23 protein-coding genes, 1 tRNA gene and 3 pseudogenes are annotated in these 26718 nt (G+C 35.4%); 15 read left to right on the top strand and 12 right to left on the bottom strand.

Annotated features, from left to right (window positions below; genetic code table 11):
- The first annotated feature begins 89 nt into the window (after positions 1–89).
- Complete coding sequence (locus PVV60_RS01715) at positions 90–1709, top strand: acyl-CoA dehydrogenase family protein (RefSeq protein ID WP_273722675.1); 1620 nt, start codon at positions 90–92, stop codon at positions 1707–1709.
- Here PVV60_RS01715 and ruvX read toward each other — a convergent pair.
- Positions 1694–2173, bottom strand: a complete 480-nt coding sequence (gene ruvX / locus PVV60_RS01710) for a Holliday junction resolvase RuvX (RefSeq protein ID WP_273722674.1) — start codon at positions 2171–2173, stop codon at positions 1694–1696. The genes PVV60_RS01715 and ruvX overlap by 16 nt on opposite strands.
- Positions 2174–2320: 147 nt before the next feature.
- Between ruvX and gatC the strand changes: the two genes are divergently transcribed.
- The gene (gatC, locus tag PVV60_RS01705; RefSeq protein ID WP_273722673.1) at positions 2321–2608 is read left to right on the top strand and encodes an Asp-tRNA(Asn)/Glu-tRNA(Gln) amidotransferase subunit GatC; all 288 of its coding nucleotides are present in this window, start codon (positions 2321–2323) and stop codon (positions 2606–2608) included.
- A gap of 31 nt (positions 2609–2639) precedes the next feature.
- A complete protein-coding gene (gatA, locus tag PVV60_RS01700; protein WP_273722671.1) occupies positions 2640–4124 on the top strand; it encodes an Asp-tRNA(Asn)/Glu-tRNA(Gln) amidotransferase subunit GatA in 1485 nt (494 codons plus the stop codon).
- Positions 4125–4216: 92 nt separating this feature from the next.
- Here gatA and PVV60_RS01695 read toward each other — a convergent pair whose 3' ends face one another.
- From PVV60_RS01695 to PVV60_RS01675, 5 genes are all read right to left on the bottom strand, one after another.
- Positions 4217–4927, bottom strand: a complete 711-nt coding sequence (locus PVV60_RS01695; RefSeq protein ID WP_273722669.1) for an ABC transporter ATP-binding protein — start codon at positions 4925–4927, stop codon at positions 4217–4219.
- Positions 4914–5696 carry an ABC transporter ATP-binding protein gene (locus PVV60_RS01690; protein ID WP_273722668.1) on the bottom strand — a complete coding sequence of 261 codons (783 nt, stop codon included), beginning with the start codon at positions 5694–5696 and terminating at the stop codon, positions 4914–4916. Before PVV60_RS01690 ends, PVV60_RS01695 begins: the two co-directional genes overlap by 14 nt.
- Complete coding sequence (locus PVV60_RS01685; RefSeq protein WP_273722667.1) at positions 5693–6751, bottom strand: branched-chain amino acid ABC transporter permease; 1059 nt, start codon at positions 6749–6751, stop codon at positions 5693–5695. Before PVV60_RS01685 ends, PVV60_RS01690 begins: the two co-directional genes overlap by 4 nt.
- Complete coding sequence (locus PVV60_RS01680) at positions 6751–7827, bottom strand: branched-chain amino acid ABC transporter permease (RefSeq protein WP_273722666.1); 1077 nt, start codon at positions 7825–7827, stop codon at positions 6751–6753. The genes PVV60_RS01685 and PVV60_RS01680 overlap by 1 nt, the downstream gene beginning before the upstream one ends.
- Before the next feature lie 114 nt (positions 7828–7941).
- Positions 7942–9075: an ABC transporter substrate-binding protein gene (locus PVV60_RS01675; protein ID WP_273722665.1), complete on the bottom strand. Its 1134-nt coding sequence runs from the start codon at positions 9073–9075 to the stop codon at positions 7942–7944.
- Between the two features lie 322 nt (positions 9076–9397).
- Here PVV60_RS01675 and PVV60_RS01670 point away from each other — a divergent pair, with 322 nt between their 5' ends.
- The 4 genes from PVV60_RS01670 (at position 9398) to PVV60_RS01655 (ending at position 12297) form a co-directional block, all read left to right on the top strand.
- Positions 9398–9973, top strand: coding sequence for a cold-shock protein (locus PVV60_RS01670; RefSeq protein ID WP_273722664.1), 576 nt, complete (start codon positions 9398–9400; stop codon positions 9971–9973).
- Between the two features lie 251 nt (positions 9974–10224).
- Positions 10225–10743, top strand: a complete 519-nt coding sequence (locus PVV60_RS01665; RefSeq protein ID WP_273722662.1) for a DUF192 domain-containing protein — start codon at positions 10225–10227, stop codon at positions 10741–10743.
- Positions 10733–11506, top strand: a complete 774-nt coding sequence (locus PVV60_RS01660) for an alpha/beta fold hydrolase (protein WP_273722660.1) — start codon at positions 10733–10735, stop codon at positions 11504–11506. Before PVV60_RS01665 ends, PVV60_RS01660 begins: the two co-directional genes overlap by 11 nt.
- A 578-nt stretch (positions 11507–12084) precedes the next feature.
- Positions 12085–12297, top strand: coding sequence for a DUF3126 family protein (locus tag PVV60_RS01655; protein WP_015856411.1), 213 nt, complete (start codon positions 12085–12087; stop codon positions 12295–12297).
- A 44-nt stretch (positions 12298–12341) separates the two neighbouring features.
- Here PVV60_RS01655 and radC read toward each other — a convergent pair whose 3' ends face one another.
- The 3 genes from radC to sfsA are packed head-to-tail and all read right to left on the bottom strand — an operon-like array spanning position 12342 to position 14693.
- Complete coding sequence (radC, locus tag PVV60_RS01650) at positions 12342–13136, bottom strand: DNA repair protein RadC (protein WP_273722658.1); 795 nt, start codon at positions 13134–13136, stop codon at positions 12342–12344.
- 17 nt (positions 13137–13153) lie between these two features.
- Complete coding sequence (gene map / locus PVV60_RS01645; RefSeq protein WP_273722657.1) at positions 13154–13984, bottom strand: type I methionyl aminopeptidase; 831 nt, start codon at positions 13982–13984, stop codon at positions 13154–13156.
- Positions 13977–14693: a DNA/RNA nuclease SfsA gene (gene sfsA / locus PVV60_RS01640; RefSeq protein ID WP_273722655.1), complete on the bottom strand. Its 717-nt coding sequence runs from the start codon at positions 14691–14693 to the stop codon at positions 13977–13979. The genes map and sfsA overlap by 8 nt, the downstream gene beginning before the upstream one ends.
- Before the next feature lie 281 nt (positions 14694–14974).
- On the opposite strand from sfsA, the pseudogene PVV60_RS01635 reads away from it, so the two are divergent.
- From PVV60_RS01635 to ttcA, 4 genes and pseudogenes are all read left to right on the top strand, one after another.
- Positions 14975–15812, top strand: a pseudogene (locus tag PVV60_RS01635) (RNA methyltransferase).
- A complete protein-coding gene (murI, locus tag PVV60_RS01630; protein ID WP_273722653.1) occupies positions 15805–16632 on the top strand; it encodes a glutamate racemase in 828 nt (275 codons plus the stop codon). The pseudogene PVV60_RS01635 and the gene murI overlap by 8 nt, the downstream one beginning before the upstream one ends.
- A 170-nt stretch (positions 16633–16802) precedes the next feature.
- Positions 16803–17420 (top strand): 30S ribosomal protein S4, encoded by a 618-nt coding sequence (gene rpsD / locus PVV60_RS01625; RefSeq protein ID WP_273722651.1) that lies wholly within the window; start codon positions 16803–16805, stop codon positions 17418–17420.
- 267 nt (positions 17421–17687) lie between these two features.
- Positions 17688–18563 carry a tRNA 2-thiocytidine(32) synthetase TtcA gene (ttcA, locus tag PVV60_RS01620; protein WP_273722650.1) on the top strand — a complete coding sequence of 292 codons (876 nt, stop codon included), beginning with the start codon at positions 17688–17690 and terminating at the stop codon, positions 18561–18563.
- Between the two features lie 534 nt (positions 18564–19097).
- On the opposite strand, the gene rimO is transcribed toward ttcA, so the two are convergent.
- Positions 19098–20411: a 30S ribosomal protein S12 methylthiotransferase RimO gene (gene rimO, locus PVV60_RS01615; RefSeq protein WP_273722649.1), complete on the bottom strand. Its 1314-nt coding sequence runs from the start codon at positions 20409–20411 to the stop codon at positions 19098–19100.
- 459 nt (positions 20412–20870) lie between these two features.
- Positions 20871–21584, bottom strand: coding sequence for a transcriptional repressor LexA (gene lexA, locus PVV60_RS01610; protein ID WP_273722647.1), 714 nt, complete (start codon positions 21582–21584; stop codon positions 20871–20873).
- A 758-nt stretch (positions 21585–22342) separates the two neighbouring features.
- Here lexA and PVV60_RS10820 point away from each other — a divergent pair.
- Together PVV60_RS10820 and PVV60_RS01605 are read left to right on the top strand one after the other, a co-directional pair.
- Positions 22343–22428 (top strand): annotated as a pseudogene (locus tag PVV60_RS10820) (DUF4102 domain-containing protein); the annotation flags it as partial.
- 633 nt (positions 22429–23061) lie between these two features.
- Positions 23062–23137: transfer RNA gene (locus PVV60_RS01605), tRNA-Lys, on the top strand.
- Positions 23138–23202: 65 nt separating this feature from the next.
- Here the strand turns inward: PVV60_RS01605 and PVV60_RS01600 are convergent.
- Positions 23203–23407 (bottom strand): annotated as a pseudogene (locus PVV60_RS01600) (integrase); the annotation flags it as partial.
- 281 nt (positions 23408–23688) lie between these two features.
- Here PVV60_RS01600 and PVV60_RS01595 point away from each other — a divergent pair.
- Both PVV60_RS01595 and PVV60_RS01590 read left to right on the top strand, forming a co-directional pair.
- On the top strand, positions 23689–24588 hold the full coding sequence (locus PVV60_RS01595) for a septal ring lytic transglycosylase RlpA family protein (protein WP_273722646.1): 900 nt from the start codon (positions 23689–23691) through the stop codon (positions 24586–24588).
- Positions 24589–25541: 953 nt separating this feature from the next.
- Positions 25542–26705, top strand: a complete 1164-nt coding sequence (locus PVV60_RS01590; protein ID WP_273722644.1) for a D-alanyl-D-alanine carboxypeptidase family protein — start codon at positions 25542–25544, stop codon at positions 26703–26705.
- The last annotated feature ends 13 nt before the right edge of the window (positions 26706–26718 follow it).

Below are 26718 nucleotides of genomic sequence, written 5' to 3'. Positions count from 1 at the left end.
AAGCATTTGTTTGAATATGATAAATGTTTCTTAACTCTAAAAAGACAAATAGTCTACGATATGAATGATTTGAATGTAGGAATATACCTATGAGTGCTGTATCTGCGCAAAATAACCGTCGAAAAAATACATTTCTTAGCGATACGCTTATGTTTCGCATTGCCTCTACTTTGCCTAAGTTTTTGTTAGCGAGTTTTGAAGAAATAGGAGATTTTGCGGCGAGTCGAGAAGCATGGAAACTTTCTTGCTTAGCGAATCATTATAAGCCTTTATTATGCTATAATGATGAATGGGGGCAGCCAACGGAAAAATTAGAGATCCATTCTTCCTATCAAGCTCTTCAACAATATTCTAGGCAAGCAGGTTTGGTTACCTCGCTTTGGGAAAATACGAGCTCAGAAAATGGAGTCCGCTATCAAGCGCGTGCGATTCGTTTAGCTTTATCTGCTGGTTTAGAAACAGGACATTTGAATGAAGTTACCATAACGAGTGCAGCTATTGCTGTTTTAATTAGTGATATTGAGCTCTTCAAAAAATGGCAAAATGTACTTTTATCACGCCAATATGATTCCTCATCAAAGCCTATTCATCATAAAAAGTCCGCTTCTTTAACTTATGCATTTGACGATATTGAAAAATACGCTTTTAATTTTCCAAGTGTTAAGAAAATTTCTTTCGATGAAAGTATGGAACGTGATCTATATCATTTAAATGTTGTAAAAACCAATGTTATTAATCCTACCGCTGACGGATATCTTGTTAGTGCAGATTTAAATGGTCATTTAAGTTGTTTTTTTATTCCACGTATACAAGAAAATGGCGCATTAAATGGGTCTATATCAATTCGTCATTTAATTCAGCGTTCTGGAGAACTTTTAACACCAGAGGGGGTTGTTGATTTCCAAGGCAGTTATGGTTGGCTTTTAGGAAATGCTGGAGAAGGGCTTAAAGTTATTAAAGATATCGAGACGATGATGCGTTTCGATCAATCGGTCATATCGGCAGGTGTTTTGCGAGCGGCTCTTCAATTTGGCATAGATTTTTTCCGGAAAAAAATGCCCAATCAACCTTTACCACCACTGACAGAACGTATTTTTGCAGATATTGCATTAGATATAGCTGCTTCACAAGCATTGGTTTTGCGTTTAGCGAGAGCATTTGACAATGCCGCAAATGACCGTTCTGAAGCAGCCTTTGCCCGCATTATGACACCTATTATTGCTTATCATGTAAGTCAATTGGTTGTACCTATTATTGGCGAAATTATTGCACAACTTGGTATTGAAAGTTTTATAGCGAATAATCCATTATCACAAATGTTGCATAATGGGCCTGCACGAATTGTGAGAAATAGTTCTGCCAATCAATTGGTAAAGGATGCCATTCTTATTGCTGAAAAAGCACCGGGATTATTTCAGAAATTGTTAGAAAAAATTGCTCTTGATATTGGACCAGCGGGACCACGAGCAATTGAAATTATTAAGTCAGCAGGTGATATGGCATCAGCAAATGAAGGTGCAGGAAGGTTTTTTGTTGAACAGGTAGCCTATGCAGCAGCAGCAGCAGCATTACGTTCTACAGACATAGAACATGTTGCAAATGCCTATATGGAAAGCCGCCTTGGGGGACAATGGAGATCTTCTTATGGGATGCTTATTGCACGATATAATGCAGGGCATTTGCTCAATGTCCTCTATCCTTCCATATGATGAAAGTTTTGAATTCTATTGAGAGCACCTTGCAATATAAAAGCAGCGGCTGCCGAATCAATTCGGCTTGCTCTTTTAGCGCGCGATACATTCATTTCTAGAAGAGAACGTTCTGCAGCAATTGTTGATAAACGTTCGTCCCAAAAAACAAATGGAATTTTTGTATAAGCTTTCATATTGCTCACAAAAGCTCTGGTTGCTTGAACACGAGAGCCGCTGCTTCCATTCATGTTAAGGGGTAAGCCAATGATAATAACGCCTACATTTTCACGGTCAAAAATTTTAATAAGTGTGTAAGCATCTTCTGTAAATTTTTTTCTCTGTAGTACAGGACGCGGATTTGAGACAGTCAGCCCCATATCAGAAATCGCAATTCCGATAGTTTTTGTCCCTAAATCTAAGCCTGCTATTGTTTGTCTAGGCAAAAGATGTGTTATAACTTCATCTATATTAATAACAGTCATAAGGGTATAATACGTTTTTTAATGTTTCAGATCTATAGTTATATTCTTCATTCATGTTATCTAATATTCTTGCACTTACAAGTGCAGCCTTGTATAGCCAGAATAAAGATCAATAAATAAACAAAAAAGCAGAAAGGCGTAAAGAGTATGTCTGTTGATCAAGAGACAGTCAAGCGGATCGCACATTTAGCGCGGATTGCTATCCACGATGATGAGATAGAACCTGTAACAAAAAAATTTAATGCTATTTTAGGTTTTGTAGAGCAATTGAATGAAGTTGATATCAGTGGAGTTGAGCCATTAACATCTGTGATGCCGATGACTTTACGAATGCGTGAAGATAGTGTTACAGATGGCGATAAAGCAGCAGATATTGTAGCCAATGCCCCTGTTACAGAAGAAAATTTTTTTCTTGTCTCAAAAATTGTTGAGTAATTTTTTATATTTTTAAAATTTGAGAACCAATATGACTGATTTAACAACTCTCACAATTGCGCAAGCTCGTGATGCTCTAACAAAGAAAAATCTCAAAGCAACAGAATTAACGGAAGCTTATTTACAAGCAATAGAATCAGCTAATCCAATTTTGAATGCTTATGTAACAATAACAGCAGAACAAGCAATGAAAATGGCTGCTGAATCAGAGTGTCGCTTAGCGAAAGGGCAGGGAGGGTTTTTAGAGGGAATCCCCTTGGGGGTTAAAGATCTTTTTGCAACCCATGGTGTTCATACTCAAGCCTGTTCACATATCCTTGATGGTTTTAAACCGCACTATGAATCAACTGTTACAACTAATTTATGGCAAGACGGTGCTGTGATGTTAGGAAAACTTAATATGGATGAGTTTGCTATGGGCTCATCCAACGAAACATCATATTATGGTCCCGTTATTAATCCATGGAGAAAAAAAGGCTCGAATGAAAAACTCGTACCCGGTGGTTCTTCGGGCGGGTCTGCTGCCGCTGTTGCTGCACAAATTTGTGCTGGTGCAACTGCAACTGATACAGGTGGCTCAATACGTCAACCAGCAGCTTTTACTGGAACTGTAGGAATAAAGCCAACCTATGGACGTTGTTCACGGTGGGGTATTGTTGCATTTGCTTCATCCCTTGATCAAGCTGGGCCTGTTGCCAGAGATGTTCGTGATTGCGCTATCTTACTAAGATCAATGGCCTCTTTTGATGAAAAAGATTCTACTTCTGTGAATTTGCCAGTTCCTGATTATGAAAGTTATCTTGGTCAATCAATCAAAGGAATGAAAATCGGTATTCCAAAAGAATATCATATGGATGGAATGTCTCCAGAAATTATTGAGCTTTGGCAAAAAGGAATAAATTGGTTAAAAGAAGCAGGTGCTGAGATTAAGGATATTTCTTTGCCCCATACAAAATATGCTCTACCTTCTTATTACATTATAGCTCCTGCAGAAGCCTCTTCTAATTTAGCGCGTTATGATGGTGTACGTTTTGGTTTGCGCGTGCCTGGAAAAGATATCATTGAGATGTATGAAAATACGCGTTCTGTTGGCTTTGGTAATGAAGTTAAGCGGCGTATTTTGGTTGGGACTTATGTCCTTTCGTCTGGTTATTATGATGCCTGTTATTTAAGAGCTCAAAAAGTAAGAACACTCGTAAAACGTGATTTTGATCAATGTTTTGCTTCAGGCATTGATGCTATTTTGACACCAGCAACACCAACACCTGCTTTTGGTATTGCTGATGAAAAAATAAAAAATGATGCTGTAGCAATGTATCTTAATGATATTTTTACTGTGCCAGTTAATATGGCTGGTTTACCAGGAATTTCTGTTCCTGCTGGTCTATCATCAAATGGTTTACCTTTAGGATTGCAATTGATTGGTAAACCTTTTTCGGAAGAAGTCATTTTTAAGATAGCACACATTATTGAACAAGAAGCAGGAATATTCAGTGCAGAAAAATGGTGGATGTAATAGTTAAACTTCACAAAAGAGCATTTCTCATTCTTAATGAGAAATGCTTTTAAAAAAGTGGAGGCATGGCTCTATTTCCTTAATTCGTGGTCTTATCCACCAAGATAGGCTTCTTTAACACGCGAATCAGAGAGCATAGTTTTTCCTTCACCGTGAAATAAAATATGTCCTACCTCTAAAATATAAGCATAGTCAGCTATGGAAAGTGCAGCAAATGCATTTTGTTCAATAAGAAGAACAGTTTTTCCCATATCATTAATTTTTCGAATAATCGAAAAAATTTCTCGAACGAGAAGTGGTGCTAACCCCAATGAGGGTTCATCTAATATGACCATATCAGGATTGCTCATGAGTGCACGGCCCACAGCAACCATCTGTTGTTCACCACCTGACATTGTTCCTCCCAACTGTTTTGCTCTTTCACGTAGGCGCGGAAAAAGATCAAATATCCATTCAATATCACGGGAAATTCCCTGCTTATCGTGACGAATATAAGCGCCTAGATGAAGATTCTCTAAAACAGTGAGATGGGGCATAATACGTCGTCCTTCAGGACTTAGAGCAATTCCTAATCGCAAAATCTCTTCTGGTGTTTTTTTAATAATTGATTCACCATTATAGGTAATTTTTCCATAAACAGAGCGATTAAGTCCTGTAATAGAACGTACAATACTGCTTTTTCCTGCACCATTGGCTCCAATTAAAGTGACAATACTGCCCCGCTTTATGGACATAGAAAGATTTTGAACAGCTTTAATGGCGCCATAATGAACGTTAAGATTTTTTATTTTAAGAATATCCATAAACATCTCCGCCAAGATAAGCTTCAATAACTTTAGGGTTATTACGAATTTCATCTGGTGTACCATTGGCAATGCAACAGCCATATTCCATAACCAAAATATGTTGGCAAAGTCCCATAACCACTTTCATATCGTGCTCAATAAGAAGAATTGTAAGATCAAAGTCTTTTTGCACTTTTGCTATGAATTTTCTAAGATCTTCACTTTCTTGTGGATTCATGCCAGCAACAGGTTCATCAAGAAGAAGCAATTTTGGCTTTGTGGCTAACGCGCGTGCAATTTCTAAACGTCGCTGTACACCATAAGGTAAAGCTGTTGCCGACTGATGGGCAAGGTGATCAAGTTGTAGCTGTTCAAGGAGCTCTAAGGAATTTTTATAAATCTCCTTCTTTTCTTTCATTGCTTTTGAAAAAAATAGAGCTGAAGAAAACCAAGGATATTTTTGTCGAACATGCGCTCCTACCATAACATTCTGCAAAACCGTTAACCCTGAGAAAAGACGAATATTTTGAAATGTTCTGGCAATATGGCGTCTACAGATAATATAAGGGGGCGCTCCAGAAATTTTTTGCTCATCAAAAAGAATGATGCCGCTTGTAGGAGCATAAAAACCAGAAATCATATTGAAAACTGTTGTTTTTCCAGCACCATTGGGACCAATTAATCCAGTAATACTTCCTCGTTTAATTGCCATATTAACATTATTTACAGCAACTAATCCGCCAAAACGCATTACAATATTATTGAGTGAAAGGATGGTGTTGTTCATAGCTTTCCCTCAGTATTAGAAAGCTTTTTGCGTGTCAAAAAGCTATAAATTCCATTCCATGAAAATTCTCGTTGTCCCATCAACCCTTTTCTCCAAAACAAGATAATTACCAGCAATAAAAGAGAAAAAACAACCATGCGAAGTCCTGGTGTTTCTGGAATATGTATAAAACCTAAGTCAAACGGACTTTCAATAATACGAAGCCATTCAAGCATAACTGTAATAATAATGCTGCCAATAATGCTTCCTGTAATTGAACCGAGACCACCAGCAACTACAATCATCAAAATATTAAAAGTTAAAAGAAAATTAAACATTTTTGGATCAATGGTTGAAATAAGAGCAGCCATTAATGCTCCACCTATACCTGCAAAAAACGCTCCAACAGTAAAAGAAAAACTACGGTAGAAAAAAGCGTTAATTCCCATAGTTTTCGCAGCAATTTCATCATCACGAATAGCACGTAATACGTTACCAGTATTACTTTGCAGTAAAAGGACAATAAAGAAAACTGTAAATGCTAACCAACCATAGTTCCACCATAATGTTGCATTTTGAGGGATTCCCTTGATTCCTAACGAGCCATTTGTGAGCGATGTTGCGTTTGTAATGACAATGCGAATAATTTCAGCAAAACCTAATGTTGCAATTCCAAGATAATCGCCACCAAGACGCAATATTGGCAAAGCAATCAATAAACCTACAACTGCAGCACATATACCACTTATAACAACAGCAACAAAAAAAGGGTATTGCAGATGATACAATGGTTCAGCGATAGGCTCCAGAATCCACATCATTTCTTTTTGTTCAGGGGAAAGAAGTAAAATTGCGCAAACATAAGCACCAATAGCCATAAATCCAGCATGTCCAAGAGAAAACATACCTGTGAAACCGTAAATCAAATTAAGCGAAATTGCCAATATCGCATTAATCGCAATCAGATTTATGATACGAAGCGTATAGTCATTAAAATGGCTATCAGCATAAAATAAAAAACCTATGAGAACTAAAACACTTATACACGATAAAACTGTTGTCACTGACTTTGTCATTAGATTTTCTCCTGACTTTTTTTACCCATTAATCCTGTGGGCAATATCAATAAAATCAGAATCAATAAAATGAAAGCAAAGGCATCTCGATATCCAGATAGCGCGGGGAAAAATGCGATAATCATAATTTCAATAAACCCTAACAACAATCCTCCCAACATTGCTCCTGGTATTGAACCAATACCTCCGATAACAGCAGCGATAAATGCTTTGAGACCAGGAAGAACGCCCATATAAGGCTGAATTTGAGGATAACGTAAAGACCACATAATACCCGCTATAGCGGCAAGAGCTGAGCCTATTCCAAATGTAAATGCAATAACTTTATTGACAGACACACCCATCAAACGTGTTGTTTCAATATCATGGGAGATTGCACGCATAGCAAGACCCGGTTTTGTTTTATGGATAATCCATAACAGTAAAACAATAAGAATCAATGACACAATGGGAACAATTAAAGACATGGGAGCAATTCTAATGATACCATCTGCTCCTGATCCTAAATGCCATAGAAATGGTGTTACAAGAAAATCTGGTTGTTTTACACCTTTCGGAACACCACTAAAGAGTACAGTAGCAAGATTTTCAATAAAAAAAGAAACACCAATTGCACCGATAAGTGCTGAGATGCGTGGAGCATGGCGCAGAGGTTTATAGGCAAGTTGATCAACAATAATACCCACTGCACTTGTAATAAAAATGGAAAAACAAAGAGCTAAAACCCAAATCGGGGTAAAATCTTGTGGAGAAATTTTAAAATAATAAACAAAACCTAACGTAAGAATTAAAAAAACAGCAATCCAATAAATTGAAGGACGCTTTTTAAACCCTATAAAGACCGAATAATAAATAAGAGTCGCGAGAAACAAAAGAAGAAGTGCTGCCCAAGCAGGCATAAAGCTGATTGTGGAAAAGAAAACAAAATATGCTCCCAGCATAAAAATATCACCGTGAGCAAAATTAATGAGTCTCAATATACCGTAGACCATGGTATAACCAATAGCGATAAGCCCATAAAGAGATCCCAATGCCAGCGCATTAAAAAAATACTGGATGAACATTTCAGTGCTCATCTCTCATCCTTCCACATTTGTTAATTTACATAGGATAACAAGAATTTTTTAAGTTTTTGGTTGAGAAAAAGATCCTCAACCAATTCTTGTATTTTAATAAGTAAAACTTTTTAATTAAAAAGCAGGTTTAACTTCTTCTAAATAAACACGTTTTCCATCCTGTATTTTAATGATACCAATAGGAATTTTAGGGTTATGATTTTCATCCATTGACATATCACCGAAGGGGGTTTGAAAATCTTTTAATTTGCTAAGAGCGATAGTAATTTTTTCACGATCAGCACTACCAGCATTTTCAATAGCCTTCATGAACATCATATAACTCGTATATCCCAAAACAGAATTGATATTCGGCTCTTTGTCAGGATACGCTTTTTTCCATTCTGCTGTGAATTCTTGCGCAGCTACTGACATATTTGGCATATCCTCACTATAGGGAAGTGTCGTATGTAAGAAACCTTCTGAAGCTTTTCCTGCAATCGTAATGGTTTCTGGATTATCCATAGCATCTCCACCCATAATTTGAAACTTTGCTCCTAATTCTCGTGCTTGTTTCATGATGATAGCACCTTCAGAAAAGTAAGATGGGATGAATAAGATGTCAGGTTTCTGAGCGATAATTTGCGTGAGAACAGCTGAAAAATCCTGATCCCCAGAATTATAGTTTAAATTTGAGACAACTTCACCACCTAATTTTTTGAAAGCACGCATAAAATAGCTTGCAAGACCAATAGCATAATCATTTGAAATATCTTTGAGGATAGCTGCTTTTTTTGCGTGTAAAGTTTGGCTTACATAAGTTGCGATTCCTACCCCTTGATAGGAATCAATAAAACAAGCACGGAAATAATATTTTTTACCCTGTGTAACAAGGGGGCTTGTTGAGGACGTTGCAATGGTTGGAGTCTTTGCTTTTTCAGATATTTCACCACCTGCCAACGAAAGCGAAGAACCATAGCTACCAATGATTCCGCTCACTTTTTCACTTGCTGTTAAACGCATAACAGCATTAGCTGCTTCTACTTTATCAGACTTATTATCAATAATAACAAGTTCCACTTTACGTCCTAAAATTTCTGGAACTTTTTTGTGGGCTAATTCTATACCTCTAATTTCAAGCTGACCTCCAAATGCATTTTGACCACTTAATGGAAGATAAACACCAATCTTAATAGGTTCACTCGCATAAACATTTGCTGTAAATGCCATAAATGCTGCGATTGTCGTAAGGATTTTCTTCAATTGCATTGCGCATTTTCCTTAATTGAATTGTCGTTTTTTCACCTTATATTGAACTTCTTCATCATGCAAGTTACACATTAATCAAAATATCATTATGTAAAAAAACTTTTATATGACCTCTTTTGTAGGGCACTCCTTGTAAGGTATGTAAAGTGTACAATCAAATAGTTTTATAATATTCATGCTGATATTCTCTGACATTAACATAGAAGATACGACAATATGGGGAAATCTTATCTTGGGGCTTGCGTGTTGATACAAGAGCAATGTTTACTTAAACGTAGAGAATCAATATCGTACAATTTATAAGCTACAGGATCACGTTATTATGACGAGTAAGGATGCATTAAAAGATTTTCCCCTATCTGAAGACAGTATAGGTGCTTGTGGGGAGATTATCGAAATCAGTGGTGTCATTAAGTGGTTTGATGGTAGTAAGGGGTATGGATTTATTGTACCTGATTTACCTCATTTCCCCGATATATTATTGCATGTTACGGTAATGCGAAGGGATGGTTTTCAAACAGCTTTGGAGGGAGCTAAAGTTATTTGTGCTGTGGAAAAGACTGAACGAGGGTTAAAGTGCGTTCAGGTGAAATCCATAGATTGTTCTTCAGCAATTCATCCATCAGAAGTTCCAGCGCGTACTCATGTTGTTGTTACTCCAGAAAGTGGACTAGAACGTGCAATTGTTAAATGGTTTAATCGTGACAAAGGTTTCGGTTTTCTTAGCCGTGGGCAGGGAACAGAAGATATTTTTATTCATATGGAAACGTTGCGCCGTTTTGGTTTAGCAGAGCTTCGTTCTGGCCAGGTTGTTCTTGTACGTTTTGGTAAAGGAGAAAAAGGTTTAATGACAGCAGAGATTTATCCGGATATCGGCATTCCTTTTGCTACGCATTGAATTTCACGAATGAAATCAGTATGTTTTCTATGTTTTTAAAGATGGTTATTCCGTAAATTGCTATAGAGGTAGATTTTTAAAGAAAATATGGCTCTAGTGAACCCATAAACCAAATGGAGAAAGTTTCGCATATTGCGCTGAAAGAAACTAGAAAACAACAAGAAGAAATTCTCTTATTTTTTTGACTTTTAAACTCTGGTACTTTTTGTTTTAGAAACAAAATTTAAAATTTTTCTGTGGTGGAGACAGGAATGTTAAAGCCTTTTAAAAAGGAGCATATTGTTTTATTGGTGATGCTTTTTATGTTAGAAACGTGTGTTGTTGTAGCAAAAAAGCCCATAGAGATTCCTGTTCATCCGATTCCTTTAGAAATACATACAAAGCAAGGTACGGTTTTTTATAAGGTAGAGATTGCTTTTACGCCATCTCAAGCAGCGGCTGGGTTGATGTATCGAACTGATTTTCCACGCGATCGTGCAATGCTCTTTAAGCAGCTAAAAAGTTTTCAATCGAGAGATGAGCAGAAAATTTTTATGTGGATGGCAAATACGCCTTTACCTTTAGATATGATTTTCTTAAACTCTGAGGGAATTATTGTATCGATTGTTGAAAACACCTCTCCATTTTCAACAAATGCCATTTCATCAGAAGTTCCTGCAGCTTTTGCACTTGAAATTAATGCTGGTGAAGTTTCTGAAAAAAAGATACAAAAAGGGCAACGTGTTATTCATCCTGTACTTTGTGGAAAGTGCAATAAAAATGACCGCTGAAGATATTCGTTTTTTTGAATATAATGGTTTGCGATTTGCTTATCGAGAAGAAGGGCAGGGCGCACCTATTTTGTTGATCCATGGTTTTGGATCTTCTGCACAGGTGAATTGGTATGCAACGGGTTGGTTTCGTATTCTCACTGAAGCAGGATATCGTGTTATTGCTCTTGATAATCGCGGTCACGGAGATTCAGTTAAAAGTTATGATCCTGTCTTTTATACGCCCCAAGCTATGGCTGGCGACGCAATAAAGTTACTACAGCATTTAGAGTTATCTAAAGCCCATGTTATGGGATATTCTATGGGGGCTCGTATTAGTGCGTTCATGGCTCTTTTGCATCCAACATATGTACACAGTGTTATTTTTGGTGGTTTAGGTATTGGTATGGTAACGGGAGCGGGAAATTGGGAGCCTGTCGCTGAGGCACTTTTAGCAGAAGATATTTCTACTATTACTAATACGCGCGGTTTAATGTTCCGTAAATTTGCAGATCAAACGAAAAGCGATAGGCGTGCTCTTGCTGCTTGTATTATTACATCAAAACAGGAGTTAACGGCATCTGAAGTTTACAAAATTGAACAACCTGCACTTGTTGCCGTTGGTTCATTAGATGAAATCGGCGGTGCTGCAGAGCCATTAGCAGCTTTATTGCCTTGTGGTGAAGCTTTATCAATTCCTGGTCGAGATCATATGCTTGCTGTAGGCGATAAAGTTTATAAAAAAGGCGTTATAGATTTTCTTTCTCGTTATCCTATAAGATAAGCATTCTTCATAGGTTCTAGCATTCACAAAAATACTCAGTATTTTTATCTCGTATAAATTGAAAAACGCTTATTTAAAAATTTTTCTGTTGTGACATAATTTTTATAAAAAATGGGAAGAAAGCTAAACTCTTATTAGCCTATTTTGTATATTTTTTAGAGATGTAATTCTTCTAAGGTTAGATAATTATACTTTAAAAGTTATTAAAAAAATTATTTTTGAATGCTGTAATAAATATTGTTATTTATATTTTTTATAAAAATAATAAAATTATAACTTATTGATCAATTTATTCTTACGAATATGCATTCTAAATACAGATGCTAAAATTGAAGATAAAGTAAAATTATTAAAAATATACAGTTTTTTGCCATTTTTTAATCTATACGGGTATATTTAATAATGATATATTACTTTTGTAAAAGTTCTTTATAAATATATAAAGAACGTTGTAAATATATGTAACATTAAGTAAATATTCAGATTATGCTTTTTTACTGACTTTACAGAATCATAAGAATGTCTTATTTGCGCGACACGCAATTATTTTAATCGTTTCAAAAAAACAGGAGAGCATAGTGAATGCTGATGAAATAAAAAAACTTGATAATTATTTAAAAAATATATTCCAAAACTCAGCATTGCAAGTCAGAGCGCGGCCTAAAAAGAGTGATTCTTGTGAGGTTTATATGGGAGATGAGTTTTTAGGCATTATCTATCGAGATGAAGATGAAGATGAGCTTTCCTATAATTTCTCAATGGCTATATTAGATATTGATTTAGAAAATTGATTCGTTATTCACAGTTGAATGAAGTCTTTTTTATCCCATAAGATTTATATAAGTTTTAACGCTTTAAAGCTCGTATGGTTATTTCGTGCAATAATAAGGTGGTCATGGATAATAATACCTAATGCATTTGCTGCATCCTTTAATCGATATGTCATTGTTATATCTGCATCAGAGGGAGTGGAATCACCAGAAGGGTGATTGTGGACTAAGATAAGTCCTGATGCAGATAACTCTAAAGCTCGAGAAATAACTTCACGAGGATAAACAGGGGTATGATCAATGGTTCCAGTTTGTTGCACCTCATCAGCAAGTAAGCCGTTTTTCTTATCAAGAAACAAAATACGAAATTGTTCACGTGTTTCGTGAGCCATAACAGCTTTACAATAAGCTAACACTTTATCCCATGATGAAAAAATATCGCGTTTAAACAATTGCGCACGAGCAAGACGTCCAGCAACATCTGAAATAATTTTTAAATCAATTGCAGTGGCGGGACCACATCCTGGAATTTCTTGAAGTCGGTGAATATCCGCTCCCAACACATCAGCTAATGAACCAAAGCGTGCTATCAAATTTTTAGCTATGGGTTTTGTGTTTGCACGGGGTATTGTGCGAAAAAGCAATAATTCAAGATACTCATAATCTTCGATTGCATTTCCTTTTGACTTTAAATAGCGCTTCCGAAGACGCTCACGATGTCCTTGATAATGTTTATGAAGCTGTGCGTTTTTCTGAGGCTCTTCACTTTTTCTTTCTGATACTGGGGTGAGTGGAGAACTCGATGTTAATGCAAAGTGATTACGTTGAGTATCTTCCTTTTGATTTAGTTTTTTAGCCATAACATCTCTACATTGCGTTAGGTATGCGAATTTGGAATATAAAAAATATTTTTAGGAGATTGTGTAAATATTTCATATCCTTCATTTGTGACACCAATTGTATGTTCATATTGTGCTGTCAGAGAGCGGTCACGGGTAACAGCAGTCCAACCGTCAGATAAAACCTTAACTTGTGGTTTACCAAGGTTAATCATAGGCTCAATTGTAAACATCATACCTTGTTTTAATTCTATTCCTTCTCCAGGGTTTCCATAATGGAGGATATTGGGAGCATCATGAAAAAGCTGGCCGATACCATGTCCACAAAAGTCTCTCACAATTGAACAGCGCTCAGATTCTGCATACTGTTGAATGGCTGCCCCAATATCACCTGTCGTTGCTCCAGGCTTAACGGCAGCGATTCCTTTCATAAGACTTTCATAGGTTATTTTTAGCAAGCGTTCTGCTGCACGTCTAATTTTTCCAACAGGATACATTCGGCTTGAATCTCCATGCCAACCATCAAGGATAAAAGTTACATCAACATTTACAATATCGCCTTCTTGCAAAGGTCTTTTATTGGGGATACCATGACAGACAACGTGATTGATAGATGTGCAGCATGAATGGCTGTATCCATGATAATTTAGATCAGCAGGAAGTGCTCCTTTCTTAGCACCAAAAATGAATACAAAATCATCAATTTCTTGCGTAGTAACACCCGGCTTAATAATATCCGTAAGCGCATCAAGGCATTCTGCAGCAATACGACCAACTTCACGCATTTTAGCAAAAGCATAATCATCGAAAATGCGGATTTTTCCATTAAACTTTAAAGGGATTTTATTATATTCGATATACTCAGTCATTGTTTCTTCTATTTTCTATTGTTACTCTCTGAATCGGAAAAATGCCTTCTACACTTACATGACACTTTACAGCATAACATTCTACTCCTGATTTTAATGCTAAATCAAACTTACGTCCATAGAGTGGATCAAGGTCATGACAGATTGCAAAAGCTGCGCAATCTTCTCGTTGAATAATATAAAGCATAGCAGCTCGTTTTCCTTGTTGTACAACTCCTATGAGCTCATCAAGGTGACGTGCACCACGTTTTGTTTCGCTATCAGGAAATTCTGCTAATCCTTTTTGACGAATAAAATGAACATTTTTGACTTCTAGGTAACAATCAGGAAGAATGTCATCACGTAAAATAAAGTCAATTCGTGATTGTGTCCCATAGCGTTGTTCTTTTAAAACTGTTTTATATCCACTTAATTCTGGTAGTAATCCGTTTTGAATTGCTTCTAACGCAAGTTTATTGGGTAAGGCAGTATTAATGCCAACCAAAGTATTATCGGCTTCAATAATTTCTAATTGATAGGCATATTTTCGTTTGATGTTGTTATGATATGAAAGCCAAATATTGGAATTGAAAGCTGTTAATCCAAGCATTGATCCTGTGTTAGGTACAGATACGGTGAGGACACGCTGATCATCTTGTTGAACATCCGCAAGGAAACGTTTATAACGACGGATAAGCTTTGCAGGAAAAAGTTTGGGAATAAAGTGCATATCTCTTTTTAGGATTTATGATTTCATAATTCAACTGAGATTACGATTTGTAGGGACTATTCCCTATTAAAAAGATAAAATTGGTGTAAAAAACGCCACGATATCTTATATAAATTGTTATAAATTCCATTGTTCACTTTAATGGCTTTTAAAATTTATTATCTTTGAGAGAAAAGATAGATTATCTATAATTTATTATTAAACAGCATTAGAATACTGTGAAGAAGGTTTCGTAAAAATAGTGGAGATGGAGATAGTTTAAGTGAAACTAGGTAAGATTGATGGCTGGAACGAATAAGAATCGTGAAAATTTAACAAATGGTCCCATTATTATTTTAGTTGAACCACAGCTTCCTGAAAACATTGGTATGGTCGCAAGGGCAATGGCGAATTTTGGGCTTTCTAAGCTTCGGTTAATCAAACCTCGAGAAATATTTCCAAATGAAAAAGCTAGAGCTGCTGCAAGTAAAGCTGATCATGTCATTAACAACACTGTGATTTTTAATACATTGCGTGATTCAATTGCAGATTTACACTATGTTTTTGCCACAACAGCACGTGAAAGATGTGGATTTAAAACTGTAAAAAGTGCTGTTGAAGCAGCAAGCGTATTACGTCAGCGTGAAAGTATTGGACATAAGACAGGTATTGTCTTTGGAAGAGAGAGATGGGGATTAGAAAATGATGAAATCAGCCTTGTTGATGAAATTATTACTTTTCCAGTTAATCCTGCTTTTGCGTCGCTTAATATTGCGCAAGCGGTTCTTTTAATGTCTTACGAATGGATGAAAACAGGTCTAGAGAATGTCAGCGATACGGCATTTCGTGCTGCAGAGATGGAACCTGCAAATAAAACAGTATTACATGGTTTTTTATCTCAGTTAGAAGAGGCTTTGAATATTCGTGGGTATTTTAGACCCCTTGAGCGCAAAGAAGTCATGCTTGCAAATTTGCGCTCTGTTTTTACGCGCGCTAACTTTAGTGAACCTGAGGTTCGTTTATTGCGAGGCATTATATCTTCTTTGGATCATTTTTCGCCACAATATCCACGGGGGAGTAGAGCACCTGAAGAACGTGATCGTAAAAAAAATAAAAATAAGTGTGAAAACTAATGGATGAACGACCTGTTCTTTTTTTTGATAGCGGTATTGGTGGTTTAACAGTGTTCAGGGAAGCGCGTATTCTTATCCCTGAAATGCAATTTATCTATGTTGCTGATGATGCAGGATTTCCTTATGGAAATTGGAAAGAAAATATTTTGAAAGAGCGCATTTTGAAGATTTTTACAAATCTTTTAACATGCTACAATCCAACCTTATGTGTGATTGCTTGCAACACCGTTTCTACACTGATGATGGAAGATTTACGACAGAATTTTCCTCATGTCCCTTTTGTCGGAACAGTTCCTGCAATTAAATCAGCTGCTGAACAAACAAAATCTGGTTTTATTTCCGTATTAGCTACTCCTGGAACAGTTAAACGTGCCTATACAAACGAATTAATTAACTCTTTTGCTGGACAGTGTCATGTTCAGCTTGTGGGAAGTAAAAAGCTGGCTGGATTTGCTGAAGATTTTTTACGGGGAAAATCTATCGATGCAGAAGAGTTAAAAAAAGAAATCCTGCCATGTTTTGTGGAAAAAAATGGACAATATACTGATGTTATTGTTTTAGCCTGCACACATTATCCTTTTTTGATTAACTTCTTTCGTAAACATGCTTTATGGTCCGTTGAGTGGATTGATCCAGCGAAAGCCATCGCCAAGCATATCAGATCATTATTACCATTATCAGGAAAAATACAGCATCAATATATAAAGAAATATCAAGATTTTGCGTTGTTGACATCGAAAAATATCACTTCTTTAACGGAAAATTTGTTTAAAGGATTTGGCTTAAAACTCATGAAAGGAGTTGACTTTGGATTACGAGATCAATAATGATGATCTAGCTGTTTTTTTAAGAAAATAGCATTAATTGACGTGTCCCGTGGATAACTTTGCATGTTGATATGTTAAGGTATTCTGTCAGTCTTTAGTATTTAAAGGCAGAGGAGGGCGCGTTTCCTTGGGATCTTAAGATCTCGTGTTTTATTTTATAAGGAAATGCGATGAGTAAACGCGAAACAACAAAGTATAAAATTGACCGTCGTATGGGGGAAAATATTTGGGGTCGTCCAAAATCTCCTGTTAATCGTCGTGATTATGGTCCAGGTCAGCATGGACAACGCCGTAAAGGAAAACTTTCTGACTATGGGGTGCAGTTGCGCGCTAAACAGAAATTGAAAGGGTTTTATGGAGATATCTCAGAAAAACAATTTCATAAAACCTATGAAGAGGCTGCTCGTCGACGGGGCGATACTGGTGAAAATCTTATCGGTTTGTTAGAATCCCGTTTAGATGCCGTTGTTTATCGTGCAAAATTCGTACCTACGATTTTCGCTTCTCGCCAATTTATCAATCACGGTCATGTTAATGTAAATGGGCGGCGCACAAATATTCAATCTTATCGTTGTAAACCAGGTGATGTTATTGAGGTTCGGGAAAAATCAAAACAACTTGTTTTAGTTTTAGAATCCGTGCAATTGGCAGAACGTGATGTCCCTGACTATATTGAAGCAGATCATAAACAGATGAAAGCAACCTTTACACGTATTCCTGCTTTTGCAGATGTTCCCTATGCTGTGCAAATGGAACCTAATTTGGTTGTTGAATTTTATTCTCGATAATTTTTCTGTAAGAGAAATTGTTTCTCTTTTCTATCATTATAACTTCAAAATATTGTGTTATTTTTACAATCTTTGAAGTTAATAAATGCTTTTTGTGAATGGTTCTATATTAAGTTTATTACTATATTTTATAGTCATAAACTTGTATAGTTCCATTTCTTTTTTGTGTATCTAATTTATAAATTCAAAAAACATAAATGTAAGCTTGCTTTACTATTTGTTTTTATCTTTGCAAGACGCGCTGTTACTTATGCAGGATATGGTATTATGAATGATGCTTCCATTGAATATCAGGCAATAGAAAAAAACGAAGGGAGAGATGATCCTTTAATAAGCGAAGCAGATAATTGTCATTCAATGTTTCGTGTTGCTCCTTCAAGCGTAGAATTTAATAAATTGCGCAAACGACTTTTACGTCATGTGCGACAAGCTTTGGATGATTTTTCTATGCTCTCTACAGGAAAAAAATGGCTTGTTGCTTTATCGGGTGGAAAAGACTCTTATGGTTTATTAGCGCTTCTTTTAGACTTAAAGTGGCGAGGTCTTTTATCCGTTGAAATTCTTGCCTGTAATCTTGATCAAGGGCAACCAGGATTCCCTAAGCATATTCTTCCAGACTTTTTAAGTTCTTATAAAATTCCATATCGTATTGAATATCAAGATACTTATTCCATTGTTACAGATAAATTGGCAGAGTCGCAGACATATTGTTCACTTTGTTCTCGATTACGACGTGGTAATCTCTATCGTATTGCACGTGAAGAGGGATGCTCTGCATTAGTTTTAGGTCATCATCGTGATGATGTTTTAGAAACATTTTTTATGAACTTGTTTCACGGTGGCAGATTAGCTGCCATGCCTGGAAAACTTAAAAATGATGAAGGAGATCTTTTTGTATTACGTCCTCTTGTTTATGCTGCTGAGGAAGATATGGAAAAATTTTCCCAAGCAATGCAATTTCCAATTATTCCTTGTAATCTTTGCGGTAGTCAAGATGGTTTACAACGTAATGCAATGAAAGAAATGCTGAAAAATATCGAAAGACAAATGCCAGGACGTAAAGATACGATGATTCGCGCTTTAACAAATATACGCCCAAGTCATTTGCTTGATAAGAGATTCTTTGATTTTAAAACGTGTTAATAAAAATTAGATAATATTTAAAAATAAACTCAAAGAGTTTAAGATAAGATACTTATTTATAATGATAATTTATTGTTTTTTAATTTAAATACCGCAAAATTGTTTTGTTTCAAATTTTCTTATATTGCATCCATAAAACACATCTGCCTGCATATCACAAAAGAAATCCTTGTATGCATCAAACACTCTTGAAAAAAGTTTTCTTTCACTAACCAATGACTGTCGCAATATGAAAAATGGGAAAATAGTATGGTTGTCGATTTGCTCTTTTGTTAAGTAAAAATGGTTAACCTTGTGGATTTTATTTTATTCTGTTGCACCACCATCACCGTCATTTAAGGCATTAAACTAAGAGAATATGTAACCGCTTGATATTTTAGGAATGTATAGAAAACATTCAGGGTAAGGATTGCTCGTAAATTCTCATGAAATGAGTTACATAAGGGATCAAGTTCGATTGTGAGTAGCCGATATTTTTATAAACCAATGCTGATAGAAATCTTCATCATTGAGGACAGAGAAGAAGTTAAATTTTCAAACTGCTACACCATAAAGATCATAGGCGTCCGACTTTTCGATTTTAACGGTGACAAATTCACCAACACGCAATGGGCGTCGTGATGATATATGGACAACACCATCTATTTCTGGAGCATCGTACTGACTACGTCCTTTGGCAACTTTTCCTTGACTTTCATCGATAAGCACTTGGAGTCTTTTTCCAATTTTTTTCTTTAAAAGATGTGTAGAAATTTGTTGTTGTTTTGCCATAAAACGATGCCAGCGGTTTTCTTTCACCTCTTTAGGAACATTTTCTAATCCCAAATCATTTGCTGCAGCTCCTTTTACTTCTTCATATTTAAAGCACCCAGCGCGTTCAATTTTTGCTTCTTCTAGCCATTCTAGGAGTATATTAAAATCTTCATTCGTTTCACCAGGAAAACCAACAATAAATGTTGATCGCAAAGCAAGATCTGGACATATTTTTCGCCATTTTTCAATTCTACGGTTTGTTTTTTCCATAAGTGCGGGACGCATCATGTGACGCAAAACAACTGGTGATGCATGCTGAAAAGGGATATCCAGATAAGGAAGAATTTTTTTGGCAGCCATAAGTTCAATAACTTCATCAACATGAGGATAAGGATAAACGTAATGCATACGTACCCAAATACCCATATCACCTAATTCGCGACAAAGATCAAAGAATTTCGTTTTGATTGTACGATCTTTCCAAGAATTTTCGAGATATTTAAGATCAATACCATAAGCACTCGTATCTTGTGAAATAACCAAAAGTTCTTTTACACCCGCTTGCACGAGTTTTTCAGCTTCACGAAGAACATCGCTGATGGGACGTGAAGTGAGATCACCACGCAGAGTAGGGATGATACAAAAACTACACCGGTTAGAGCATCCTTCAGAAATCTTTAAGTAGGCGTAATGGCGAGGAGTTAAACGAATACCTTGGGGAGGAACTAAATCAAGAAAAGGATCATGAACAGGAGGAATTGCTGTATGAACAGCTTCTATAACACTTTCATAAGCTTGTGGTCCTGTAATAGCCAATACATTAGGATATGTTTGGCGAATGACATCAGGATCAGCACCAAGACACCCTGTTACAATAACTTTTCCATTTTTTTTGAGAGCTTCATCAATATTGGCTAATGATTCTCTCCTTGCCGAGTCAAGAAAACCACAGGTATTTACAATAACGACATCAGCTCCTTGATGTTGACGTGAAATTTCATACCCTTCAGAGCGAAGGCTTGTAATAATTCGCTCAGAATCTACGAGTGCCTTTGGGCATCCGAGGGAGACAAAACTAATACGAGGTGCTACCATGATGATCCTACATTACTATGAAAGATTGAGTTACATTTTTATTAACTTAAAAATAATATTCTTTATTTTTATACCTATGCCATACAATCTGTTACAAAGTTATTTGATTTTTTTCTACAAAATTTTATGTGTTTATATGCATGCATACAATTGTGTCTTATTATATCGTAAAATTCAGTCTTTGAGGACGATGATATAAGGTTGCTTCCTTCAAAGCATTCAAGTTATTTTATAAAGAACGTGGTGAATATTTTAAAGCTTACTTGTTACGCTTTGTGTAAGTAAAGGATATGGAGAGGGAAGGGAAAGTGAAACCTGCTCTATAAGGATCTGGATTTTTTATGAACCGAATTGGGAGCATCCTTTGGCTGTAGAGAGGAAGTCAATTGCGTGTGGCACAATAAAAATACTCAACAGATTCTTATTGCGATATTTATCGCGTACTATAAGGTTTATTTTTTAATATTTGCGAATAAGTCCGGTAAGTTTTCCTTGTATTTCTATACGCTCGGATTCGTATGTTCGTACTTCATAATGAGGATTTGCGGCTTCTAATGCAATAGAAGCTCCTTTGCGTCGATAACGTTTTAATGTAGCTTCTTTTTTATCAATAAACGCAACAATAATTTCACCTGTTATTGCTGTATTTTGACGTTTCACAATGATCGTATCTTTATCAAGGATACCAGCCTCCATCATAGAATCATCTTTAACTTCTAATGCGTAGTGCTCACCTATATTAACCATATCTTGTGGAAGAGAAAGGGTGTTTATTTGTTGCAGTATAGCAGAGGCAGGCACGCTCGCAGAAATACGTCCCATAATAGGAATGGTGATATTTTTTTTTTCTTCTTCATCCAAGTTATCAAGGTTACTCAAGCTTTTTGATATTTCCCTTTTATTTCTTTCTATTATACTAGGAGAAATTTTACGTGCTAAAGAAAGGCTAAATGTTATTTTCTCAGGGAGTCGAATCACTTCCACTGCACGAGCGCGATTGGGCAAACGACGTATAAAACCTCGTTGTTCTAAGGCTATAATGAGCTTATGAATACCAGACTTTGAAGAAAGTTCTAATGCATTTTTCATTTCTTCAAAAGAAGGAGGAACACCAGTTTCTTTTATATGGTTATGAATAAACAAGAGTAGCTCATATTGTTTACATGTTAGCATTCAATATTCCAATCAAAACAATAAAAAGGATTAAAATAAAAATACATGTATATATAACACTTTTACAATTTTTTCTCGCCAAATCAAATTTATTTTCTTTATTTTTTATCTTATCAGTTAATGAAGAAATCTGTTTATTTATAGATATATTTAAATTATTATTTATATACTATATAGATACATTAATATTAAATAATGTATAAAAATACTTTATAGCTCTGGCTGAATTATCCAACACTAAATTTTATGACCAGTGTTATCCTTTTCCTCTAAAATATATCTACGTATTTTGTAATTTCTGATATAAAAAAGTTAATTAGAAGGCAATTTATCAATAGCAGGAAGGATAGGCATTCTATATATTTAGAATACTCTATGGATATTTAAAATCATTTTGCGCATTTCATATTATTTCTGCGTTTTTCTTAGTAAAATTATCTACAGCTATAATCGTGAGCATAATTTATAATCATTCGAGATATTTTCAATGAGACTAAATTTTTGCTTCATGTTTACTTTATTCTATCGGAAAAATTAGCTTTTGTTATATATTTATTATGCATAAATAAACATCATACCTTATACAATATATTGATTTATAATGATAATTTACTGTTTTGTATATTGAATGAGTGTCTCGAATAACGTAAGATTCTCTCATTTCAAGTCTGTTTATCTTGAATCAATCAAAATCATTTCCTTGCACGTCAAAAGCGAGATGAATCTGTGGATCAAATTTGTATAAGAAAGGACTAAAAATGGCTCTTATGAATCGTCTTAAGTGCCAAGGGCTGTCGCAACATTGGGGGCTGGAAAATATAATGATGGTGCCGGCTTGCTTCTCAAAATGCCATTGTTTCTCATTGTCCCATTTTCAGGTCTAATGTGCCAACGCTATATACTATTTTCCTGCCCCCTAATGTTACAATAATTTTTGGTTCTTAAAAGGAGACATAAAAGGTATTTTTATTCCCTCACTTGTATTGGTCAAGAAAATGCTTTTTGTTGTTTCAATATAAAAAAGATTTGAAACGAGAAAAGCTTAGAGTATTTGAGATTTCTCACTCAAGTAAGAAAATGATAAGTTATTATAAATCAATATGTTGTCTTATAAAGCTGTATTCATATTTGAAAACTAAAATATAAAGATACAAAAATAATATTATAGTAAAAGGTATTTTTTTCTCTATCCATTATGCTCAGAAACCCATGTGAGGGGAAGGGGGCGATTTCTTATAATTTTAATGCTTCGAGTCTATGCAATATTTTACAGTGAAATTTTTTTATCGAAATTTCAAAAAGCAGACAAAGAGTACCTATACAATGATAAAAAAAGGGACAAAAACGGAAAATTATTGATAACTGAAGAAAATAATAATATTTTTCTCCAAAAGGTGTTGACCAAATGGAAAGTCAACCGTATGTTCCCTTCACTTTCTGCAAATTAGATAGTCTACAAACTAGATAACTTGTGTGAGAGCGCGTAGCTCAGCTGGTAGAGCAACTGACTTTTAATCAGTAGGTCCAGGGTTCGAATCCCTGCGCGCTCACCAAATTTAAATAATATCAATAGACTATACAAAAATTTAAGAATCTTTCTTGTTGTGATTCTTTTTGTTTTTCTTGATTCTATAGCCAGCCATTTTCTATCAGCTTTTTTGGAATAGAGCGATGCTAGTTGTCTCTTGTCCAACAAAAAAGAGCTTTAAGCTCACGATACGTGTTGTACCTGCATTGGCAGCACATGTGATTGCTAATTTTCTCAATCCGTAGGTTGATTTTTTAATACCCACTGCATTACATGATTCGCAAAACAAGTTGCTCAAATCACCACTTATTCACACTTTAATATTATGAAATGACTCTTCTATAAGACATTGATTTATTTAATTTTTATTCTTTTCAACATCGAGTATCGTACATTTATTTCTCACGAAAATCACAAAATGGTTAACAATGTGTTAATTTCTTGATAAGAGGGGACAATTCAAGAGTGGTATATGCGTGAGGGGAATCATTAAAAAACGTAAATTCTTCCGTCGCGTACAAAAAGCGTGACGTGGTTTTTACAGTAATACTTAACAGAAATAAGTGGACTGAATAGATGCCTTCAAATAGAAAAAAGAATTTTACTTTTATGATTAAACCAACACTTCAATTGTTTTCTATGATCGTTATTTCTCAGTCACTGGTATCTTGTTGCGCAAGCCAAACTATGAATTTTTCAATAAAAGATTCCTATCATAATAAACCAATTAACGTAAACACTTCTGTACTACCTCAACAAGTATCCAATAAGAAGAATCAATCGGATGAAAAAAAGCGTGGACGAGCTATTGTTGGTAAACCTTATCAAATAAAAGGAAAGTGGTATTATCCTCAAAGTGATCCAACTTATAAACGTGTTGGCGAAGCATCATGGTATGGTTCAGATTTTCATGGACGTTTAACTGCCAACGGTGAAATTTATGACATGAATCTTTTGACTGCTGCTCATCCTACAATGCCTTTACCCAGTTATGCTCGTGTTACTAATTTGAAAAATGGATCTTCAATCATTGTTAGAGTGAATGATCGCGGACCTTTTATGAAAGACAGAATCATTGATTTATCAAGGCAAGCTGCGGCAATACTGGGGTATGTAGATAGGGGAGTCGCCGATGTTAAAGTAGAATATATTGCTGAAGCACCCGTTGGCTACTACGATGGTGCATATTTAATGGCCTCTTATACTCCTGGAAATGCTGCCCCATATTCATTAGCGTCGGAAAATATTTCGAAAAAAAGAGAAACTGTTTTGTTAAAAGATCAGCGCAATACAGGAAACAAAGAAGAATTAGCTAAAGTAACTGCTGTTGAACAGGAACAACGTAATAAAACTGTTGCAGTTAAATTGCCAGAAATTGGTCCTATCATGGTTGTTAAGCCGATACCATTCGATCAAGTTGCTTCTATAAATAAGCTAAACAAAAAAACAAAGGTCAATTGGCTACAACTGTTTTAAGAAAAAATGTGTTGATTTTTTATCTATACAATTTTCTAGAAAAAAAGATAAGAACTTACGGATTCAGTGTAGGTTTTTCGTCTTAAAACGCGACTTTTCTGCTGTAATAGCTTTTGCTAGGCGAGGGTAGATTATTGTATCGGTCTTTTATGTAATATCCCAAAAAACTGTACAATCAATTTGAGAGGAATAAAAAACTTAACAAGTAGAAAAATATTTTCTTTTGATTCGTCTTTGCATCTTTCTGAAGTATCCACGGTAATATCTGATGAAGAGATTATGCGTGCCCTCATGCTTTTGTTTATCATGTTCTTTAATGGAGTAAGTCCCTTCACGAAAAACAGATCCTCTCAAACAAAATACACTTACATTGCTAATTCACGTACTTATTTAAAAGAAACATACTTCAACACACTACAAGCCTATTTACGATAGCGCCCTGTGAGTGGTATGACTGTAACGTCTTTGACATCACTATCGTTACACTCATGAAGATATAAACCGACACCATCATACGCTTTGCAAGCCTCCCATATTTTGTGCGATAATTCTTAACACTTGAGAGGTTGATAAGAAGTATTTTTACTCTCTTTTTTTAATAAATTTTATCCATATACGAATCCTCCTTATGACACGCGTAAGCAAGCGATTTGATTGAATTCAATATGAGAAGAAATATAACGAAATAATCTTCAGTATTTTGAATCAGACATGGAATATTATAATTTATGATAATAAATCAATCTACTACCAATATAAAACAACAAATGAAAAATCTTTTTGTCTCTCATAATTTAAAATATTAAACTTAACCTAGGTGGAAGGTAAAAAGTGCATCATAATAAAAATAAAATCTTTTCTTGATTATCAATAATTCCTCAATTTGCGGAAATAAAAAAGTTTTTTCCTATATAAGATTCTTTATGTTGATCTTTGGGATGGGAGGAGCAGCTATGTATATAACATTAAGGATCTTATTGACTTTATGGGGGATGTTGGCATTTGACACGTGGGGGAGAGCAGAAGCTTTTCAAATTTCTGCATCACAATTGTTGTTACTTGATGATGATACAGGGACAATACTTTATGAAAAACAAAGTGACATTCCTTTTTTTCCTGCTTCATTAGCAAAATTGATGACAGCAGAAGTCGTATTTCATCACTTAAAGGAGGGATTATTAAAGAGTACGCAGAAATTCAAGGTCAGTGAAAATGCTTGGCGCAAAGGTGGAGCACCTTCCGGTACAACCACTATGTTTGCAAAGATAAAGACAGAAGTCAGTGTTTCTGATCTTTTACGTGGATTAATTATTGTGAATGGAAATGATGCTGCTATAATTCTTGCTGAAGGAATATCAGGAGATGAGGCTCATTTTGCAAGACTGATGAATCAGCGCGCAAAAATAATCGGATTATCTCAGAGTCATTTTGTTAATGCAACAGGGCTACCCGAAGAGGGACAGTTTGTAACCGTGCGTGATATGATTATATTAGCACGTCATATTGTTCAGGAATATCCGGATTATTATGCACTTTATCGTGAGCCTCATTTTACGTGGAATAATATTTTTCAACGTAATAAAAACCCTCTTGTTTCTAAGGAAATTGGTGTAGAAGGATTTGGTTTTGGCTACAGTGAAAAAGAAGGTTTTTCAATGGTTTCCACCATTTCTAAAAATCATCGACGTCTTTTTTTAGCAATCAATGGTTTGCAAGATGGTAAAAAATATACAAAAGAAATAGAACGCATTCTTCAATGGGGAATGACGGCATTTGATCTCAAAACGATTTTCACAAAAGAAGAAACGGTTGGTCGTGCTTCTGTTTATGGTGGTAAGCAAAATTTTGTTCCACTCATTGTGAAAAAACCAATAAGTTTTATGCTTTCTAATGAAAAAAAAGTAAATGTTAAAGCAAAAATTAAATATCATGGTCCATTGAAAGCTCCCATCGTGTCTGGGAAATCAGTTGGCGTTATTCAAATTTTAGAAGATAAAAAGGTTATCCTGGAAAAACCAGTCTTTGCCGAAATGAATGTTCAGGAAGGAAGTTTCTTTGCAAAAGTAAAAAATGCATTCTATGAAATAACAATTGGATGGTTACGGAAATATTTGTAGTTACGTACTAATA

Origin of the sequence: Bartonella sp. AU18XJBT, assembly GCF_028618595.1 — a bacterium.
Classification (GTDB): domain Bacteria; phylum Pseudomonadota; class Alphaproteobacteria; order Rhizobiales; family Rhizobiaceae; genus Bartonella.
This window is presented reverse-complemented; position numbering and strand designations above follow the sequence as displayed.

Excerpts from the sequence above, each read along its gene's own strand:
- ruvX (WP_273722674.1), bottom strand. The coding sequence starts at position 2,173 with ATGACTGTTATTAATATAGATGAAGTTATAACACATCTTTTGCCTAGA.
- PVV60_RS01685 (WP_273722667.1), bottom strand. The coding sequence starts at position 6,751 with ATGACAAAGTCAGTGACAACAGTTTTATCGTGTATAAGTGTTTTAGTT.
- radC (WP_273722658.1), bottom strand. The coding sequence starts at position 13,136 with ATGGCTAAAAAACTAAATCAAAAGGAAGATACTCAACGTAATCACTTT.
- rimO (WP_273722649.1), bottom strand. The coding sequence starts at position 20,411 with ATGGTAGCACCTCGTATTAGTTTTGTCTCCCTCGGATGCCCAAAGGCA.
- gatC (WP_273722673.1), top strand. The coding sequence starts at position 2,321 with ATGTCTGTTGATCAAGAGACAGTCAAGCGGATCGCACATTTAGCGCGG.
- PVV60_RS01695 (WP_273722669.1), bottom strand. The coding sequence starts at position 4,927 with ATGGATATTCTTAAAATAAAAAATCTTAACGTTCATTATGGCGCCATT.
- rpsD (WP_273722651.1), top strand. The coding sequence starts at position 16,803 with ATGAGTAAACGCGAAACAACAAAGTATAAAATTGACCGTCGTATGGGG.
- PVV60_RS01590 (WP_273722644.1), top strand. The coding sequence starts at position 25,542 with ATGTATATAACATTAAGGATCTTATTGACTTTATGGGGGATGTTGGCA.
- gatA (WP_273722671.1), top strand. The coding sequence starts at position 2,640 with ATGACTGATTTAACAACTCTCACAATTGCGCAAGCTCGTGATGCTCTA.
- PVV60_RS01660 (WP_273722660.1), top strand. The coding sequence starts at position 10,733 with ATGACCGCTGAAGATATTCGTTTTTTTGAATATAATGGTTTGCGATTT.
- PVV60_RS01680 (WP_273722666.1), bottom strand. The coding sequence starts at position 7,827 with ATGAGCACTGAAATGTTCATCCAGTATTTTTTTAATGCGCTGGCATTG.
- PVV60_RS01670 (WP_273722664.1), top strand. The coding sequence starts at position 9,398 with ATGACGAGTAAGGATGCATTAAAAGATTTTCCCCTATCTGAAGACAGT.
- lexA (WP_273722647.1), bottom strand. The coding sequence starts at position 21,584 with ATGCTAACATGTAAACAATATGAGCTACTCTTGTTTATTCATAACCAT.
- PVV60_RS01665 (WP_273722662.1), top strand. The coding sequence starts at position 10,225 with ATGTTAAAGCCTTTTAAAAAGGAGCATATTGTTTTATTGGTGATGCTT.
- sfsA (WP_273722655.1), bottom strand. The coding sequence starts at position 14,693 with ATGCACTTTATTCCCAAACTTTTTCCTGCAAAGCTTATCCGTCGTTAT.
- PVV60_RS01690 (WP_273722668.1), bottom strand. The coding sequence starts at position 5,696 with ATGAACAACACCATCCTTTCACTCAATAATATTGTAATGCGTTTTGGC.
- PVV60_RS01715 (WP_273722675.1), top strand. The coding sequence starts at position 90 with ATGAGTGCTGTATCTGCGCAAAATAACCGTCGAAAAAATACATTTCTT.
- PVV60_RS01595 (WP_273722646.1), top strand. The coding sequence starts at position 23,689 with ATGCCTTCAAATAGAAAAAAGAATTTTACTTTTATGATTAAACCAACA.
- PVV60_RS01675 (WP_273722665.1), bottom strand. The coding sequence starts at position 9,075 with ATGCAATTGAAGAAAATCCTTACGACAATCGCAGCATTTATGGCATTT.
- map (WP_273722657.1), bottom strand. The coding sequence starts at position 13,984 with ATGACTGAGTATATCGAATATAATAAAATCCCTTTAAAGTTTAATGGA.
- murI (WP_273722653.1), top strand. The coding sequence starts at position 15,805 with ATGGATGAACGACCTGTTCTTTTTTTTGATAGCGGTATTGGTGGTTTA.
- ttcA (WP_273722650.1), top strand. The coding sequence starts at position 17,688 with ATGAATGATGCTTCCATTGAATATCAGGCAATAGAAAAAAACGAAGGG.